This is a genomic window from Coriobacteriia bacterium (assembly GCA_003149935.1).
Classification (GTDB): Bacteria; Actinomycetota; Coriobacteriia; order Coriobacteriales; family QAMH01; genus QAMH01.
On sequence record QAMH01000002.1, the window covers coordinates 39,191 to 57,741 of the forward strand.

Annotated in this window: 15 protein-coding genes; 8 read left to right on the plus strand and 7 right to left on the minus strand. The window is 57.2% G+C overall.

Annotated features, from left to right (window positions below):
• Positions 1-2 precede the first annotated feature (2 nt).
• Genes DBY20_00450 through DBY20_00460 form a run of 3 tightly spaced genes read left to right on the plus strand, consistent with a single transcriptional unit; the run spans position 3 to position 3,586 of the window.
• Positions 3-1,286, plus strand: coding sequence for a hypothetical protein (locus DBY20_00450; GenBank protein PWL80209.1), 1,284 nt, complete (start codon positions 3-5; stop codon positions 1,284-1,286).
• A 46-nt stretch (positions 1,287-1,332) separates the two neighbouring features.
• Positions 1,333-2,769 (plus strand): dicarboxylate/amino acid:cation symporter, encoded by a 1,437-nt coding sequence (locus tag DBY20_00455; protein PWL80210.1) that lies wholly within the window; start codon positions 1,333-1,335, stop codon positions 2,767-2,769.
• Positions 2,534-3,586: a hypothetical protein gene (locus tag DBY20_00460; protein PWL80211.1), complete on the plus strand. Its 1,053-nt coding sequence runs from the start codon at positions 2,534-2,536 to the stop codon at positions 3,584-3,586. Before DBY20_00455 ends, DBY20_00460 begins: the two co-directional genes overlap by 236 nt.
• Before the next feature lie 127 nt (positions 3,587-3,713).
• On the opposite strand, the gene DBY20_00465 is transcribed toward DBY20_00460, so the two are convergent.
• The 3 genes from DBY20_00465 to DBY20_00475 are packed head-to-tail and all read right to left on the minus strand — an operon-like array spanning position 3,714 to position 6,681.
• The gene (locus DBY20_00465) at positions 3,714-4,451 is read right to left on the minus strand and encodes a hypothetical protein (protein PWL80212.1); all 738 of its coding nucleotides are present in this window, start codon (positions 4,449-4,451) and stop codon (positions 3,714-3,716) included.
• Positions 4,448-5,935, minus strand: a complete 1,488-nt coding sequence (locus DBY20_00470; GenBank protein PWL80213.1) for an iron-sulfur cluster-binding protein — start codon at positions 5,933-5,935, stop codon at positions 4,448-4,450. The genes DBY20_00465 and DBY20_00470 overlap by 4 nt, the downstream gene beginning before the upstream one ends.
• Before the next feature lie 2 nt (positions 5,936-5,937).
• Positions 5,938-6,681, minus strand: coding sequence for a hypothetical protein (locus tag DBY20_00475; GenBank protein PWL80214.1), 744 nt, complete (start codon positions 6,679-6,681; stop codon positions 5,938-5,940).
• 184 nt (positions 6,682-6,865) lie between these two features.
• Between DBY20_00475 and DBY20_00480 the strand changes: the two genes are divergently transcribed.
• Both DBY20_00480 and DBY20_00485 read left to right on the plus strand, forming a co-directional pair.
• Positions 6,866-8,200: a serine/threonine transporter SstT gene (locus DBY20_00480; protein PWL80215.1), complete on the plus strand. Its 1,335-nt coding sequence runs from the start codon at positions 6,866-6,868 to the stop codon at positions 8,198-8,200.
• Positions 8,201-8,215: 15 nt separating this feature from the next.
• Positions 8,216-9,820, plus strand: a complete 1,605-nt coding sequence (locus DBY20_00485; GenBank protein PWL80216.1) for a hypothetical protein — start codon at positions 8,216-8,218, stop codon at positions 9,818-9,820.
• 319 nt (positions 9,821-10,139) lie between these two features.
• On the opposite strand, the gene DBY20_00490 is transcribed toward DBY20_00485, so the two are convergent.
• From DBY20_00490 to DBY20_00500, 3 genes are all read right to left on the minus strand, one after another.
• Positions 10,140-11,441 carry a hypothetical protein gene (locus DBY20_00490; protein ID PWL80217.1) on the minus strand — a complete coding sequence of 434 codons (1,302 nt, stop codon included), beginning with the start codon at positions 11,439-11,441 and terminating at the stop codon, positions 10,140-10,142.
• Positions 11,442-11,565: 124 nt separating this feature from the next.
• Positions 11,566-11,919, minus strand: coding sequence for an oxidoreductase (locus DBY20_00495; protein PWL80218.1), 354 nt, complete (start codon positions 11,917-11,919; stop codon positions 11,566-11,568).
• Positions 11,920-11,949: 30 nt separating this feature from the next.
• Positions 11,950-14,355: a dehydrogenase gene (locus DBY20_00500; GenBank protein ID PWL80219.1), complete on the minus strand. Its 2,406-nt coding sequence runs from the start codon at positions 14,353-14,355 to the stop codon at positions 11,950-11,952.
• Positions 14,356-14,567: 212 nt separating this feature from the next.
• Between DBY20_00500 and DBY20_00505 the strand changes: the two genes are divergently transcribed.
• The 3 genes from DBY20_00505 (at position 14,568) to DBY20_00515 (ending at position 17,067) form a co-directional block, all read left to right on the plus strand.
• Positions 14,568-15,773 (plus strand): hypothetical protein, encoded by a 1,206-nt coding sequence (locus DBY20_00505; GenBank protein ID PWL80220.1) that lies wholly within the window; start codon positions 14,568-14,570, stop codon positions 15,771-15,773.
• 629 nt (positions 15,774-16,402) lie between these two features.
• Positions 16,403-16,738 (plus strand): AbrB/MazE/SpoVT family DNA-binding domain-containing protein, encoded by a 336-nt coding sequence (locus DBY20_00510; GenBank protein PWL80221.1) that lies wholly within the window; start codon positions 16,403-16,405, stop codon positions 16,736-16,738.
• Positions 16,732-17,067, plus strand: a complete 336-nt coding sequence (locus DBY20_00515; GenBank protein PWL80222.1) for a type II toxin-antitoxin system PemK/MazF family toxin — start codon at positions 16,732-16,734, stop codon at positions 17,065-17,067. Before DBY20_00510 ends, DBY20_00515 begins: the two co-directional genes overlap by 7 nt.
• Positions 17,068-17,152: 85 nt before the next feature.
• On the opposite strand, the gene DBY20_00520 is transcribed toward DBY20_00515, so the two are convergent.
• Complete coding sequence (locus DBY20_00520; GenBank protein PWL80223.1) at positions 17,153-18,457, minus strand: amidohydrolase; 1,305 nt, start codon at positions 18,455-18,457, stop codon at positions 17,153-17,155.
• Positions 18,458-18,551: the final 94 nt, after the last annotated feature.

Genomic DNA, 18,551 nt, shown 5'->3' on the forward strand with positions numbered 1-18,551 from the left:
GGATGATGAGCATGAACGCACATGAGATGACAGACGCGGCTCCCGTTGCCATCATCGGCTTTGGCGCTGCTGGCTTCAACACCGCCGTCGGCTTGCGAACGAACGGGTACACGGGCCCCATACGCGTGTTTTCAGACATCGAAACGCTTCCCTACAGCCCCATACTCACTTCCTACTACGCGGGCGGAGAGCTCGATTACGAGGAATGCTTCCCGTGGAGCCAGGCCGAGATCGACGAACTCGGCCTCGACATCGTGCAGGAAGGTCCCGTCATCAAACTCGATACCAAGGACCATCTCGTATATACGAGCCAAAACTCCTATCCGTACTCCAAGTGCGTCATCGCGTCGGGCTCCGTCCCCACGCCCGTCGGCTTCCCACGCGATTGCGGCTATGCTCCCCTCATGCTCAGGACCATGGACGACGCCGAACGCCTCAAGGCCGCCATCACTAACTCCGGCTGCAAGCGCATGCTCGTGAGCGGTACTTCCATGGTCTCTCTCAAGACGGTCGAGGCGTGCCTCAACCGCGGCGTGGAGGTCACGCTTGTCGGCATCATGGACCACGTGCTCGACATGAACGCACTGCCCCAGGCAGCCGAGCGTTTCGAGCGGGGCCTCGTCGCGCAGGGCGTCACCCTCAAGCTCGCCAACCCCATCAAGGCGGTCGAGGTCATCGATGATGCCACCCACCCCCTCGGCCGTCGCCTCGAGGTCACGTTTGCCGATGGCGATGTCGAGAGCTTTGACGAAATCTTCGTCGCCCACGGCATGCGCAACAACCTCGGCTTCGTCGAGGAAGGGTCCCTCGCGATGGATCGTGGCATCATAGTCGACGAGTTCATGCGCTCAAGCGACCCGGACGTCTATGCCGCCGGTGACGTCGTGCAGGCGACCGAGCTCATCAGCGGCGAGAAGCGCATCGTCGGCATCTGGAAGAACGCTGCGCTCCAAGGCGCATGCGCAGGCCGGGCAATTGCCGCCGAGCTTGCCGGCAACGAGCCTTCACGGCCCTGTCTCGAATCGCTCGCGATGAACACCATCTGCGTACGCGAGACGCTTTTCATCTCAGCCGGCACCATCATGCTCGATGACAATAGTCGCGTGGAGACGGAAGTCGACGACACCATGACCGTCGTGCGCATCTTCGAGGGCGACGGCGACACGCGGCGCCTCATAGGCTTCAACATCGCATGCGATGTAGACGAGCCAGGCGGGGATGCCTACGACCTGGGCGCCATGCTCACCATGCGCATACGCGAGGACTGCTCCCGAGCGGGGAAATGAGACACTTGCTCAGAGCAAAGTCTCGTTTTGCAGAGAAGGATGAGAGATGACCGATAAGAAAGCCCGTCGCTTCAACCTGACCACGTGGATACTCATATCGCTTGTCGCGGGCATCATCGTGGGCCTCGCGTGCAGCTATCTCATTCCGGCTGGCTCACCCGCCGATGACATCTTCATCGAGGGCATCTGCTATGTCTGCGGCCAATGGTTCGTGCGCCTCATGCAGATGCTCGTCGTGCCACTTGTCTTCTGCTCGATCGTCTGCGGCGCGGCGTCCATGAGCGACCCCAAGATGCTCGGAAAGGTCGGCATCGGCACCATCGCAATCTACCTGCTCACCACGGCGCTTGCCGTCGTCATCGCCATCATGCTCGCCGAAGTCTGCAAACCGGGCATGGGGCTTGACATGGCAGCCGTCGTCACCGTCGAGCCAACCGTGACGACGACCGAGCAAACCTTCGCCGACATGCTCATCAACATCATTCCCAAGAACGTCGTGACGGCGATGAACAACGGCGACATGCTTCCCATCATCTTTTTCGCCCTCATGCTCGGCTTCATCTTGGGACGTCTTGGCAAGAAGGTCGCCACGGTCAATCGCTTCTTCACGCAGTTCAACGCCATCATGATGAAGATGATCGGCGTCATCTTGCGCGTCGCCCCCATCGGCATCTTCTGCCTCATCACGCGCACCTTCTGCAATCTGGGCATCTCGGGCGTACTGCCCATGGTCAAGTTCATCGGCACCGTGTACCTCGGACTTGCCGTGCAGCTGCTCGTCGTCTATATGCTCATCCTCTTCATCGGCACGCGCCTCAACCCCTTCCACTTCCTGCACAAGTTCTGGCCGGTCATGGCATTCGCGTTCTCCACGAGCTCGAGCAACGCCACCATCCCGCTCAACATGGAGACGCTCGAGAAGAAGATGGGTGTCGATAACCGCGTCGCCTCCTTCACCATCCCGCTGGGCGCCACCATCAACATGGACGGTACCGCCATCATGCAGGGTGCCGCCGTCGTCTTCATTGCCCAGGCATTTGGCATTGACCTCACGTTCGCCGCACTCGTCACCGTCGTGCTCACGGCCGTGACCGCCTCCATCGGCACGGCCGGCGTACCCGGCGTGGGCACTATCATGCTCGCCATGGTCTTCGACTCCATCGGGCTTCCCGCCGAGGGCGTCGCAATGATCATGGGCATCGACCGCCTCCTCGACATGGGTCGTACTGCCATCAACATCACGGGCGATGCCGTCGTCACAACCGTCATGGCGAACTTTGTCAGATTGCTCGACAAGGACGTGTACCGCAACAAAGACTACGGTGCGATCAGCGAGTCGGAGCTCGATGCGCCGACCGATCCCGTCGATTATGATGAGTTTACCGAACATGGCGATCCCACCGAGGTCGGCGAGCAGGGAGAGCCTGATCGATTCAAGGACATGGACTACCCACGTGTCGGCAAGGGAGCAGATGATGAGTAACTACCAAGTTGAGGACCTGATCCTCGAGCATGACGAGAAACGCATTTTCGGTCGCATCTATCTTCCCGACGAAGCCGCGAATGGCAAGCGCGTGCCGCTCGTGATCTGCGCCCATGGCTTCGGCGGCAACAACGAGTCCTGCGAAGCCTACGCACGCGAGTTCGCAAAACGCGGCTATGCGGCCTACTGCCTCGATTTCTGCGGTGCGGCTAACTCCAAATCGAGCGGCGATACGAGCGAGATGACCATCTTCACCGAGCAGGCTGATATGGAGGATTCCTACACGGAGCTTGCAGAGCTCGGCTACGTCGATCTCAATAACGTCTTCCTCTTTGGCATGAGCATGGGTGGCGCCGTTGCCGCACTTGCTGCCGCAAACAAGAGCAACCTCATCAAGGGTCTCATTCTGCTTTATCCCGCCTTCAGCATCCCCGGCGACGTACGACGCGCGTGGCCCAATCGCGATGAGTTTCCCGAGAGCTTTGGCATCTTCAACGCCGAGGTCGGTCGTGCCTTCATCGAGGCAATCTATGACTTCGACTTTTACGAGCACATCACCAAATACGCCGGTCCCGTACTTATCTTGCACGGCATGAGCGACGACATCGTCGCATCGGGCTATTCCGTACGCGCCGTCAACATCTACCCACGCGCAGATCTCGAGCTCATCGGAGAGGTCGGTCACGGCTTTACGGGCGGTGCCTTCAAGTACGCCGTACGCAAGATCGTCGGCTTCCTCGATGAAGAGGCCGATCTTCCCGACGAGTCAGGCCTTAACGGCGACCTGAACTTCAAAGGCGGCGGGATGTTCGGCTAAGCACAACGCGGGCTTGCTTTCGCACCCGATGAGACACATTGGACAGGTACATCTGTCTCATTGCATGCAATGAGACAGATGTACCTGTCCAATGTGTCTCATCGGCTCCATCCCCATCCTCGGGCGACTATGACTGACTATGCAGGCCGCGCCCCTCGATGACGATGTAGTGAACCGCCATCGGACCATGAACGCCCTCGACGCGCACGAGCTCGATGTCCGCCGTCGCTGACGGGCCGCTGATGAAGCAAATCTGCGAGGGAAGGTTCTCGCCCGCCGGCGCACCCTCTTCGTCGAGCACCGCAAGCCAGTCGCCCATGGTCGCCTTCACATCGGCCGCGTTGACGATGGCGATGTGAACGGTTGGCAGCAGGCTGATGGAACGGCCGCATTTCTCGCTGCACGGCTGAACAATGGTCGCGGTCTCTGCGATGCCGCCCTGGGCAAACGTGATGCCGTAGCGTGCGACATTGCATGCATCGACCATGGCATCGCGACCGGCCGTCGCATCCCAGCGCGTAAGGTCCGTGACTGCATCACACTTCTCGAGCGCATCGGGGATGTGCATTTTCTCGATGCGGTGATCGTCTGCATAGACGACCGAACCGGCCTCGTCATCCGCCTCGATGATATCGACGATCGCCTGGGCAACCTCCGCCGACTTGCAACGACGCACGCTCACTTGCACCTTCTGCGCCTCGTCGACAAACATATCGACGAGCTGCGGATGGTCGAGGCCATCGGTGAGGCGCGCGGGAGGGTTCTTCTCGTAGTCGAGCGGCTGCACATCCTGCGGAACAGCCTCGTGTCCCAATTGCCGGGAGATGGGAGCCAGGAAGCTCTCGAGTGTTGCGCGCTCCATCATGCACCGCCCTTCTGGTCCTTGTCATCATGCTCGGCTTTGCGTTCCTTGGCACGGGCCGCATTATGCTCGGCCAGCCAGGTGCGGAAGCGATACGGCGCGATGACATCGAAATCACGTGACGAAGTCCAGCTGCCGAGCACGGGAATCCAGGCGCTGCGCTCGTCGAGTGATGATTTGCCGCGGGTAAGGATGTTCATGACGGGACGCCCGAGGCGCATGAGCGCCATGTACAGCGGACTGCTCGACCACATGGCTTGCATGGCCTTGAAGATGGGCACCTCGATCTTGTTGTTCTTGCCCTCGTCGACAATCGCGATGCGATGGTCGCGCACGAGGTCGTGTATGGGGATGCGCACCGGGCAGTGCTCGGTGCAGGCGCCGCAGAGGGTGCAGGCAAAGGTCATCGCCTTGGCGTTGGCATCGTCATAGCCCACGAGCTCGGGCGTGAGCACGAGACCCATGGGGCCCGGGTAGATGGACCCGTAGCCATGTCCGCTGATATGGCGATACACGGGGCAGATGTTGAGGCAGGCACCACAGCGGATGCAGCGCATCATGGGCTCGAACTCGGTATCGAGCAGCTTGTGACGCCCGTTATCCATGATGATGCAGTGGACCTCGGCCGGTCCATCCAGCTCGCCCTCATGGCGCGCGCCGGTATCCACGCTGAAATACGCCGTCATCTTGGAGCCTACCGCGCTCTTGGGCAGCAGGGCCATGAAGATGTCAAGGGACTCGAGTGTAGGGACGATGCGGTCGATGCCGACAAAGACGATCTGCACTGGCGGGAAGCTGTCAACCATGCGGCCGTTACCCTCGTTGGTGACAAGCGTGACAGAGCCGGTCTCCGCCACCGCAAAGTTGCAGCCGCGTATGCCCACCTGAGCACTCAGAAATTCGGGGCGCAGCATCTTGCGCAGGAAGTGCGTGATGTGCTCGGGGACGTTATCGCCATCATATCCGCACTCCTTGCGGTAGAGCTCGGCGATGTCATCGCGCGTATGGTGAAGCGCAGGCACGACGATGTGCGAGGGCATGTCACAAGCCGTTTGCAGAATGTTCTCGGCACAATCGGTCTCGATGACCTCGACGCCCGCCTCCTCGAGCACGTGGTTGAGGCCGATTTCCTCGGTCATCATACTCTTGGATTTGACGGCCTTGAAGGCGCCGTGGTTCTCGAAAATATCGAGCGCCTCCCAAAGCGCCTGATTGCCCGTCGATGCAAAGTGCACGTTCACGCCATGATCGCTCGCGTTCTGCGCGAACTGCTTCACGTAGTAGTCGAGGTTCTTGGTGACGTGATCGCGTATATCCATTGCCGTCGTACGCAGACCCTGCCAATCCGGCTCCGCCTCGACGAGCGCGGCGCGCTTCTGATAGAAAGTCTCCTGCGCCGTCTGGATTGCCTGATGCTTGAAGTCGTCCTCGATGCACTTTGCGACGCGCTGCCGCAGGGACTCCTCGGTATCGTACAGAATTGCCATGGTTACTCCCTCGCATCCAAAATCTGCGCGATATGCATGACGCGGATGTCGCGGTCAATCTCACCTCGCGCGTACAATCGCGCAAGTGCTCCCTTGATGTTCATGAGACAGGGCACGTCGGCACCGCACACGACATCGGCACCCGTCTCGGCGATGGTCATGCACTTCTCCTTGACGATTTCCGCCGAAATCTCCGGCTCCTTGAAGGAGAAGGTTCCGCCAAAGCCACAGCAGCGCTCGGCATGCACCATCTCGATGTATTCGAGCCCCTTGACGGCCTTGAGCAGCTGGAGGGGTTGTTCCTCGATACCGAGAAAGCGCGTGACGTGGCAGCTCTTGTGATAGGTGACCTTGTGATGGAAGCTCGCGCCCACATCGGTCGTGTTCAACTGATTGACGATGAAGTCCGTGAACTCGAACATGCGCGGCCTAATGCGCTCGAGCTTGTGCAGGTACTCCACGTCCTCGAGCACCGTGGGATAATCGTTGATGATGGCGTTCATGCACGAGCCCGTGAGCGAGACGATCGTCTCGTATTGATCAAGGTCGTACGCGTCGAGTATGTTCTTGGCGACGGGTATGGTCTCCTTGGCGTATCCCGAGTTGAGAAGCCCCTGTCCGCAGCAGACTTGCTCTTCGGGCATCTCGACCTCACAACCGAGGCGCTCGAGCACGTTGACCGCGGCAATGCCGATTTCGGGATAGAACATGTCGACCATGCAACCGGGGAAAAACGCAACCTTCATGCGATTCGTACTCCCTCCAGAAATTCTCGCGGGATTTTGTCCCTCCCATTGTATTCGTTTTGAAGAAGAATTTGCGCACGTTGCACACGCCGTAGACGCAATTGTCGTGCATGGACGTCCAACGATGCCCCCTGATTTGCGGTATCATGCGAAAAGTTATATGTGAATTATGTTGGGAGAAATCATGGAGCTCTTGAGAAAGTGGAATTCGATCAGCCTCATCTGGCGCATCGTCATAGGCCTGGTCATCGGTGCGGTCCTGGGCGTGTGCTCCCAGGCATTTGCATGGGACCAGATCATGATCATCGACCTACTGGGCACGCTGTTCGTCAGTGCGCTGAAGGCCGTCGCCCCCATCCTCGTCTTCTTCCTGGTTCTGAGCGCACTTGCCAACGCCAAGACCGCCGGCTCCATGAAGACCGTCATCCTGCTCTACATCGTGTCGACGATTCTCTCGGCGTTCATCGCCGTGCTCGTGAGCTTCGTCTTCCCCGTCGACATCACGCTGGCCAATCCGCCCGAAGACGTCGCCGCCTCCCCCGAAGGCATCGGCGCCGTGCTTCTCACGCTCGTGACCAACATCTTCTCCAACCCCGTCGATGCGCTCATGAAGGGCAACTTCATCGGCATCCTGGCATGGGCGATCGTCCTCGGCATCGCGCTGCGTAGTGCCAGGCAGTCCACCAAGTCCGTCTTCGAGAACATCTCCGAGGCAATCACGCGCGTCGTGCGCTGGATCATCAATCTCGCGCCGTTCGGCATCCTCGGCCTCGTCTACACGTCCGTATCCACGAGCGGTCTCGAGATCTTCACCTCCTACGGCGCGATCATCCTGCTGCTCGTCGGTTGCATGCTGCTCATCGCCCTCGTGGTCAATCCCATCATCGTCTTCGTCTGCATCCGCAAGAACCCCTATCCGCTCGTCCTGCGTTGCCTCAAGGACTCGGGCATCACGGCGTTCTTCACGCGTAGCTCGGCGGCAAACATCCCCGTCAACATGGAGCTGTGCCAGAACCTCGGCCTGAACAAGGATAACTACTCCGTCTCCATCCCGCTCGGCGCGACCATCAACATGGCGGGCGCGGCCGTCACCATCTCGATCATGACCATGGCGACCGTGCACCTGCTCGGTATCCAGGTTGACTTCCCCACGGCAGTCGTCCTGAGCATCCTGTCCGCCGTTGGTGCCTGTGGTGCATCGGGTGTCGCTGGTGGCTCGTTGCTGCTCATCCCGCTTGCCTGCTCGCTGTTCGGCATCGGTCAGGACATCGCCATGCAGGTCGTCGCCGTCGGCCTCATCATCGGCGTCATCCAGGATTCCTGCGAGACTGCGCTCAACTCCTCCTCCGACGTGCTGTTCACAGCATCCGCCGAGTACATGGTACGCCGCAAGAAGGGCATCGAGTTCTTCCCCGGCAAGGACGCTCCGCTGCCCGTCGAGGAGATCGAGGCTGACAAACTTGACGAGGCGCAGCTCGAGGGTACCGAGGACACCTGGGCCGCCAAGGAGATTGGTTAGAGGGAAGCGAGTGCAATGTCTTTCTCCGACTCGCTACTCGAAATACCCGCGAGCAAAGACCTTTTGCCTCACGTCACGCCCGCCATGGTGCAAGATGAGCTGGCTCATAAAGACCGCATCCCCAAGCTTCATTTCACGCACGATAGGCCGTTTCGCTGGTTTTGCGCCATCGACGACATCGGCCAGATCGAAAAAACAGACCTCACGCATCTCGCCAGCCAGATGCTCATGATGGTGCGGCTCGATGATGTGGAAGCACTGGAGCAGATCCTCCCCAACGCTTCCTATATCGCCTGCATTGATGACATCGATACTGTCATGTGCATCCAGAATCTATTCGTAACCATGTACATGTGGGAGAATACCCTCGACTACATCGTCATGAAAAACGGAGCCATTGGCGAGCTCCTGGACGCAAGTACTTCCATTCTGCGCAACTTCGTCTTTGTTTCCGACAACAACTTCAATGTCATTGCTCGTACTACTGAGATTGACCCACCAGATGATCTACATCGCTCCATAATCGAAAACGGTTGCCTCACCCAAGTCACCATTGCCGAGGAGCGTTTTCGCCTCCCGGAAGAGACCTTCTATACGCGCGGGGCATCAGACATCACGCCATTCGACCGCGTTTCATTCCCCATTCACATCCACCACGCATACTTCGGGTCCATCTCGATGTCGTGCAACGAGAAATCGGATACCCCCGGCCTCCGAGATGCGTTTCTCATCCTCGCAAACCACGTGCAAATGGCTTGTGAGCGTCTATGGGCAAAGGAAACGATGCGGGAAACACCCTCATTCTTCTTTTTCGAAAGGTTGCTACGTGGCAATGCAGTCACCGACGAATATGTTACAGCACAACTGGAGGAAAACGGTCTTCCCGAAAATGGCCTGTACAAGGTCGTGCTCTTCGATGTGGATCCGAGCATTGAGCCCGAAAAGGCTTATACGCTCAACAAAACCGCATCGACCCTCAATAACGGACATGTACGATGTTTCCCCTTCGAACATGCCGTCATCGCCGTCCTGTATGGCTCTCGTATCGATGGGGAGCTATCTCACCGCAAAACCATAGAAGAGGTAACCGAGCGCATATATGGGGGACTTGACATCGTAAGTGCAGTGTCCTCAGTCTTCTCGGGTATCGAGAATTTGGCCTTCGCCTATCGGCAAGCGCAAATTGCCCTCGGTTTTAGACTCTCCATTGACCGAGAGAGAAGTATCGACGGAATCACGGACCCTCGCGGCATATACATGTTCGAGGATGCACTCCTCTACTACCTGATAGACGCTACAGAACGAGACGAAGCCTTCATGGAGTTCACCTTCAACACGTCTATCGTCAACATCCTCTGGGAAGAGGATGTGAATAATGGCACCGATTATCTGAAGATTCTCTGGTTCTATCTGAAAAACGAGCGCAATGCCACGAATACCGCCCAGGAGCTTCACATGCATAGAAACACGGTGCTCTACCACATAGACAAGATTCAGCAGCGTTTCGATTTCGACATGGGCCTCAAATCGGCCCGCGATTGGATGCTTGTCTGCTTCAAATCGCTCTTCTCGCGTCTTTCCGGCGAATCTCTCTCGACAATCTTCAGCGTAAACCGCTAGATTCACAAAGAACGGCCTGCATCCGGGTCATGCAGCTCGCCTGATTCTCCAAGTCGCGATTTACCCTTCTTGTAAACATGGGCTGGATCCATGAGCAGGCTCGCTCCGCACGCCGCGCATACATGCGAGCCAGTGACGTTTTTGAAACGGCATTCGGGGCACCGATGCACGTAGACAGCCGGAGGCGTCTCACCTCGACATCGTCCACAGTTGAAGCAGTAATGGCACGATCCCATGCATCCCCCCTCAGGATATCTCTCAAAAAGACAAGGAGCCCCTCCGTATAAAAAGGGGCTCCTCGCTTAATGCATGATCGGTTCTACAGGTGGTCACCCTCGAGGATGCCCTCGGCGTCATCCTCGGCAATTTCCCTGGCACTTGCCTGGTCATCGGCAATCTTGCCGGCAACACTTGAGCGCACGTTGGGAAAGAGGAAGAGCGAGACGATGGCCGCGACGCAAACGCAGGCGGCGCCCACGTAGATTCCCTGGTAATAGGGCAGACCATCAACCATGCCCGTAGCGGCGATGGCCAAAGGCGAAACAATATAGGATGCGATGAGGAACATACCGAAGTTCTGGAACGTCGCCTGAATTCCGCCGATGATGCCATAGTGCTCGGGCTTCACGCCGGGAAGCAGCGTTGGCAGCATCTTGGTAAAGGGCATCACACATGCCATGAGCACGGGTTGCAGGCAGAACAGAATCCAGGTATAGGGACCGTAGGGCAGGAAGAACACCAAAGCGAAACAGATGGCTGTGCCCAGCAAGCAGATAATGAAGGGTGCACGCATATTCTTGAACAGCTTGGCAAACACCACAGGCAGGGCCATTGACGCAATGCAGGCGATAACCGTGTTGATCGTGGACATATCGCCAGCAACAGGCGCCATAGCAGGATCACCCATAAGCGTCGTTACGGCGGGAACCATGTACGAGCCGTTGATATTGGTCATGCCAAATACCAGGAACGCGGTGATGCCGATGGCCCAAACACGCCAGTCCTTGAGGACTTCCTTAGCATACTGACCGACTGGTTCCGAGGACCTGTGCTCATTGGGATGCTTGCGATACACGGCGAACCATGCAATCAGGCCTATTACAATGAGGCCAAAGCTAATCCACCAAGCTTGGTGGATTTCGGGAAGGTGAGAACCGACGTAAATGGCAAGTGCCGCACCGGCCGACATGCCAGCGGTGTACACACCCATGGCAAAGGAGTTGGCCGTCCCGGGAAACCACAGGCGCAGAAGTTTGGCAGAGTTGGCGTTGAGCGCCGCAACTCCCGTGCCCATGAAGAAGCTCGCGATAAAGAGGCCCCAGTAATCAACGACAAAGCAGCGAGCCAAGGCTCCAAGAGCCGCCACGGCAAAGGCAACGAAAAACACCTTACCCAAGCCGACACGGTCAGCGAGTACACCACCGGCGATACAGAGCAGCACACCCGAAAAATACGGAATGGACATGATCATGGAGAATGCCATAGGCTCGCATTGATACTCCTGCATGACCATCAGCGCGGCACCGCCGGGAATGATGAATGAAAATTGAAGCGCTATGAGGAGAATGGTCATTCCTATGAGAATGGCCCATCTCCACGGAAGCAGCTTTTCCTCTTGCATGTTCCCTCCTTGTTTGCAAGCTCATGCTCGCCATAAGTCAAAAGCCGACCTTGAAGCCAGCACGAACGAACGTTTTGTATTCCCGGGGATGCCCGTCTGGACACCCCCGGGCTCTCGATCTTCCCTAGCGCGGGAAAATAACCATCTGAGACTTCATTTCAGCCTCAGCCTTCTTGGCCTTGGCCGCGAGTTCCTCGACAGGACCGTAAACCATCACGCCTGCCTGGCAGTGATGCACGCAAGTCGGAAGTTTGCCAACGGCCGTGCGTGCCGCGCACAAGTCACATAGATGGGTAGGGACGGGAATGTTATTGAACTCCCACTTCCCGTCCGACGTCTCGAACGGGCCCATGGTGACGAGCCTGATGCCAAAGTCGCCCTTGGGCATGTCATGCTCCTTCTTGCAGGCTACCTCACAGGCATGGCAGCCCGAGCAGTACTCGTAATCGATCATCAGACCATATTCGCCTCTGGTCATTGCTTGTTCCTTTCTCCTTGTGGCTACCAGCTACCTGATGCCGTCATAGAAGCTCGGCGTATCCGTCTTATGAGACGGGCCGTGCGTATAACCGCTTCCACGAGTCACTTGATAAGTGGGCTGGTTCTCCTTCGTCATGGTGTCGGGTGTGGCCGGATACACCTTGGCAATGGAGCTCTTAATGGGGGCACCGTAACCCGACGGGCCGTTCTCGCCCATGGGAATGAGGTTGTTCGGATTGCAGTCAAACACGCCGAACAGCTCCGGCTCGGCGGCCTCTTTCTCCGGGAACCACCAGCCATGCTCCGTGGAGATGACGCGCGGGTCGAGCGTATCGTTGTACCGAGCAACCTGGCGGCACTTGCCCATCTGGTTCTCGATCCAAGCCCACTGCCCCTCGGCGATGCCGTATTTTGCGGCGGTGTCCGGATGAATGTCGAAATACGGGACCGGATGCAGCTCGCGGCTCGTCGTATCGGGCTGGCGCCACTCGGAGTGGAAGAACTCGAACGAGCGCTTACCCGTGGTGAGGACCAGCGGATATTCCTCAGATAGCTGAGGGGTGCTGTAAGGACTCGAGGGAGGTTCCTCGTAGAAGGGCAGCGGATCCATATCCCACGCATCAAATAGCACGGGGGCCAGTTCGTAGAGACCGGTAACCGTATTGAAACCGGGCTCGCCATCAGGACGCAGCAGGCCGTTCTCGTGCTTGAAATAACGGAAGGGATGATAGTACCAACCGCCCGCTTCCTCGAGCTCTTCCATTGAGTCAAAACGGCAATCCGGCGCCGTCTGCATACGCCAGTTCATGTAATCGCGCGGCGTTTGCACCCACTCCGGCCACAGCTCAGGCGCAAGACGATGGCCAAGGTCAATCATAATCTGCTCGTCTTCCTTGGCCTCGTAGTAGCTACCCGTCTTGGTGAGAGAACGAATCGGGTCGAACCATACGCGGACGCAATCACGCTCGTTGGACATGGCACAGGGCAGAAGCAAATCGGCACAGGCACTCGCAAACGGAGTCATGAACATGTCGATATCGCAGATGAAATCGACCTTGTCCATCGCGCGGTAGATACGCGGGGCATCCTGGCCCATATTTGCGATGGGATTGGAAGATTGAATCCAGAGCATGCGCACCGGACGCGGGTCGCCCTTTTCGTCCTTGCCTGTCTCGATGGCATCGAGAATTGCATCAGATTGCGAGCTTGCCGTGAAACCAGACTTCTTGAGCGGATACTTGGAATTGCCGAGGCGCTTCTCGACCATGCCCTCTTTAAGATACTCAATGCCGGAGTTGTAGCCAAACTCGAGACCACCGGCCTGATCAATAAGGATGTTACCGCCGGGATTGTCAATGTTGCCGGTAATGCCTGCAAGGTCGGCGATGGCAAGAGCCGTCTGCGTTCCGATCTTGGACATGTCAACGGCAAGACCCCACTGGATGGTGGAGGGGTTCGACTTCGCATAAAAGCGCGCAGCCTCAATAAGCGTGTCCTTGTCGACCCAGCAGATTTCGGCGACCTTCTCAGGAGGATACTCTTGCACGCGCTCCTTGAGCTCTTCGAAGCCATAGCACCATTTCTCGACGAACTCATGGTCATAGAGGTCTTCGTTAATGATGACGTTCATCATGCCAAGAGCCAGCGCCGCATCAGTACCAGGACGCAGGCGCAACCAGTATTTGGCACGGCTGCCAATCCAGGTGAGCTGCGGATCGACGCTGATAAGCTCACTACCACGCTTCATAGCCTCGACAATCCAATGCCCGAGGAATGCATCCGAATTGCATACGACCGGATTCGTGCCCCAGAGGACGATGCACCCGGGAACCTTCCAATCCTCATCCTCCTCATAGCGCCTATCGCGGAACTGCGACATATCCGCAACCCACTGGTTGCCCATAACCACATAGCACAGCGCCGTACGAGGCAGCATGCAGCTATCACCAGAGAGGAAGCACAGGGTGAGATCCGGACCACCGAAGTTCGCGTACTGATTATGGGCGATAACCTGAGAAACATTGCGCCCGGTACCAATCATCGAGATGATGGACTCCGGTCCGCTCTCTTCCTGGAACTTACGAACGTTCTTCTCGATGATTTCGTAGGCCTCGTCCCAGCTAATGCGCTCCCAGGTATCCTGGCCGCGCTCATTGCGAGCACGCTTCATGGGATACTTCAAGCGGCTCTCATGATTCACGAGCTCGGGAAGTTCAAGGCAGCGCATGCAAAGCCTGCCCTGGTTAAACGGGGAGTTGGGATCACCCTCGACCTTGACGAGCTTATCGTTCTCGTCGGTATAAAAGATGACCTGGCATCCCTCGTGACAACCAGGGCCCGACCACATCGTAGTTCGCGTGGCAGTAAGGTCGCCCTCTTTCCATCGCAGCTTCTTAGGGTACAGATCAAGGTTGTACTCGTTGTTGTACTCCATTCCTTCTCCTCTCTAACGCCTCTTTCAATGCCGTCATGCAGATTTCTGACATGCTGGCCACACTGGCTTCATGCTATGAAATTGGCCTATGGGGTCGTAATGGCAAAAGCTCCAAAGATTGAGTCGCGCTTTTGGAACATCCTCCATAGGTACGACAAAAGCACTGCCCATATACTCACGGCACACGTTCGTAAAAGATTCAGGGGAGTGCAATGAGCAAGGCGTATGTCAAAACAGCAATAGCGGCGTGCCTCATCATGAGTGCAATGATTGCCGGCACGGTAAGTTTCGGGTTCTTCATGGACCCCGTTACAAACAGCATGGGGTTCGAGCGCGCGACGTTTTCGCTATACTTCAGCCTCATCACCATTGTCGGAACCATCACCTTGCCGATTTACGGTCGCCTAATAGAGCGGTTCGGCACGCGCCCGTTCGTAATCTTTGGCGGAATATGGACGGGTGTCGCGATGGCCGCGCTCTCGCTTTGCCAGTCTCTTCCCGCGTTCTATATCGTGGGTTGTCTCGTCGGGCTCGGCTTCTTCGGGTGCAGCTACGCTGTCGTACCCGTCATCGTTTCGGAATGGTTCGTCGAGAAAAACGGTTTCGTTATGGGCTTGACCGCAGCATGCGGTGGCATCGTCGCCATGATATTGAGTCTCGTGTTTCCCGCTTTCATCATCCAATTCGGCTGGTCTAATGGTTATGTACTCCTGGGAGTCATCGTCTTCGCACTTACCACCCCGGTAGGCTTGTTTCTCCTTCGCTCGAAGCCGAGCGACGTTGGCCTTGCCCCCTATGGTGCAAATGCGACTCCCGCACAATCCTCAAATACCGATGTGTCTGGATTGAGCTTTGCTCAAGCACTGAGAACCCCTCAGCTCTGGGTGGTTGCTCTGGGGTTCATGGTGCTGGCAATCACGGTCACGGTCACCCAACACCTCGCGGCCTTCTTCGTGAGCATCGGCTTCGATGCTGTCATGGCGGGTATATTCATGTCTGTCATATCCGCTGGCATCATCGTCACAAACTTCGGTGCCGGCATACTCGCCGACAAAATGGGATTGATGCGCGCCTTTATCCTATGCTCTGTTTTGTTAGCGCTTTCATTCGTGCTCCTACCGATCACGGCGTCCATTCCGCTCATCTGTATCGCACTTGTGTTGATGTCGATTGGCAACGCTAACACCACGCTTTTTGCGCCCATGATGACCCAGACTATTTTCGGTATACGTGATTACGCCTCAATTTGGGGTGTCATCAGCATGGCATCTGTGCTCGGGCAGGCCGTAGGTGCTCCTTGTTGGGGTCTTGCCTATGACCTTACCGGCGGATACGAAATCGCCATGTTCATCTCAGCTGTCCTAGTCTGCGTTTCCGCTATCGCACTTTTCGGAGCAAGCAAGACAGGGCGCGCGTGACCCCCCCCCTCGCCTCTGCCCTCCCAGAGGCAAATGAAGGCGGGTTTCGCATTATTATGCGGGGCCCGCCAAATTTATTGCCGTTCGTAAATTCCTGTCAGACAAGGATGCCTGGGCCACCAAGGAGATTGGCTAGAGGGAAGCGAGCCCTAGCGGAATGATCTGCCAGCCATCGCATACGCACTGCCAAGGATCCCTAGTCGCTGACCGCAATCCGCGCCCAGCTGCCAAGGATTCCCGGCCCCTGACCGTCAGATGCCAAGAACAGCGGTCACTGACCGCAAAGTATGGCGAAATAGCACGGCTTAACGGGTTATATCGGTCACAGGCCGGCAATGAGAAATGCGGTCGAAATGAATTTCTCATCAGACCGTCTAGCAAGCATCGAGAAACAATTTCATGTGCTCGCACGCTGCGTTTGTCCGGACTTTGCCGCAAGATGGCCCGATTCCGCTCTGGTTTCACTCCGATTTCGTACAGATTCTGGGGGTGGATGGCCCGGACGACTCCGTCCTAGTATGTGCGCTCGACGAACTAAGCCGTCATGTGCGGAAGGTGCGCACGGCACATAACACGAGGAGATCGGATTCGAAGCACAGGCCCCTGCGATTATTGAAATAGCAGTCAAAATGTTTATACTATGTTTTAACATTTTGATGAGTGTCAAACAGGGGGCAGTCATGGAAGCTACGCTTAAAAAGTGGGGGAACAGCCAGGGAATACTCATTCCAAAAAGCCTCTGCGAATATCTTGGCATCAGCATCGGCGATCATCTCGAAATTGAAGAGTCAAATGGAGCAGTCACCATGAAGCCTATCCAGAAACGATACACACGATCTAAAAAACTTTCGGCATCTGATTTGTTTTCCGATTGGGATGGACCATATCAAGCACCGGCAGATTGGAATTTGCAAGGCGCAGAAATTGACTGGGGCAAGCCAACTGGCGAGGAATTGCCATGGTGAGCATTTTCGATCAGGGAGATATCATCGAGGTCAACCTCGATCCAACCCTCGGCCATGAACCTCAAAAAACGAGGCCTGTTCTCGTGATAAGCGCGAGCGATTTCAACATGAGGTCGAGTCTCACGGTGGTAGCCCCCATAACATCAATCAATAATGGCTATCCAATGCACGTGTGCCTATCTGGCGATGAAAGCGCCAAGGGCTATGTATGCGTCGAACAATTGCGCGCCATCGATCTCATAGCACGAAAAACCACATACATTGGCACCGCCTCGCCTGAAACAATGGATGCCGTGCTCACGCGCGTCGGCGCAGCATTCGGAATCTAACTCCATCAAAACATGAGGCGGCTCTGAATTGAACCGCCCCGTCTTCATTATTCAGCCCTACGTGCATGTTGCAGCGATGCGCTTCCTACAGCGCCGCGAGCACCTCGCCAACGCTGCGTTTGACCTCGGCCTTGGCCTTCTCGACGTCGATGGTCTTGTACTCGCCATCTTCGTAGAGCACCTCGCCGTCGCACATCGTGAGCACCACGTCGGCGCCGTTGGCGCTGTAGACAAGGTTAGTCGCGATGTCGTGCACGGGCATCATCCATGGCGTGTCGATGTCCATGACGACAAGATCGGCGCGCTTGCCCTGCGCCAGCACGCCGCAATCATGGCGACGCTGGGAGCGTGCGCCATTAACCGTGAGCATGCGCAGGATCTCCTTGGGCGTGATGATGGCTGGGTCGAGCGCGTTACCCTTCTGGGCGCAGGCGAGCAGATAGGCGCTTTGCAGGATGTTGTGGGTATTGTTCGACGCCATGCCGTCCGTGCCGAGCGAGCAATGCACGCCGGCATCGATCATGGCCTGCACTGGCGCAAAGCCGCTCGCGAGCTTCATGTTACTCGCGGGGTTCAGACTCACGTTCACGCCCTTGGCCGCCATGAGCTCGATATCGGAGGGCTCTACCCATACGCAATGAGCCGCAGTGACCGGAATATCGAAGGCACCCAGATGGTCGAACCAGGCCGCCGGCGTCATGCCGTCGTGTCGCTCCTTGCACTCGTCGCACTCGAGCATGGTCTCGGCCAGGTGGATGTGCAGGCCCGTATCATGCGCCTTGGCCTCGGCAACGCAGCGCTCGATCATGCCCTGGGGCGTGGTGTACTCACCGTGCACGCACATGTCGATCTTCACGCGACCGTCGCCGGCATTCTGGTATTCGGCGAAGAGCTGCTCGTTCACCGCGGCCACGGGCAGCGTGTCATAGTCTGTCTCGACGAAGCACATCGTGCCGCCATCGCAGTGGTTGGCCTTCATGCCCGCCTCGAGGGTCGCCTTGCAGCGGTCGACGGTGGCGAAGTACATGTCGGTGTAGCCCACCACGCCATAGCGCAGCATCTCGGCCTGGCTGAGCATGCAACCCCAGTAGTGGTGCTTTCTCTCCATGTCCATCTTGCCCTCGAAGGGCCAGACCGTGTCGTTGAGCCACTGCTGGAGAGGCTGGTTCTCGGCGTATCCGCGTAAAAGCGTCATGGGTGTGTGCGCGTGCGTGTTGTAAAACGCACTCATGAGCAGCTTGCCCGTACCGTCGTAGCGCTCGCCAAAGCGCGCGGTGTCAACGGGCTCCTCGGCACCCACGTAAGTGATGTGGCTTCCCTCTGTACCCACGAACATGCCGTGCTTATGATCGAGGTTCTCGTCAAGGATGTCGATGTTGGCAAAGAGCATGAGTTGATCCTTTCCGGTTTTAGGATGAGACACATTGGACAGGTACATCTGTCTCATTATGGAGCAAATGAGACAGATGTACCTGTCCAATGTG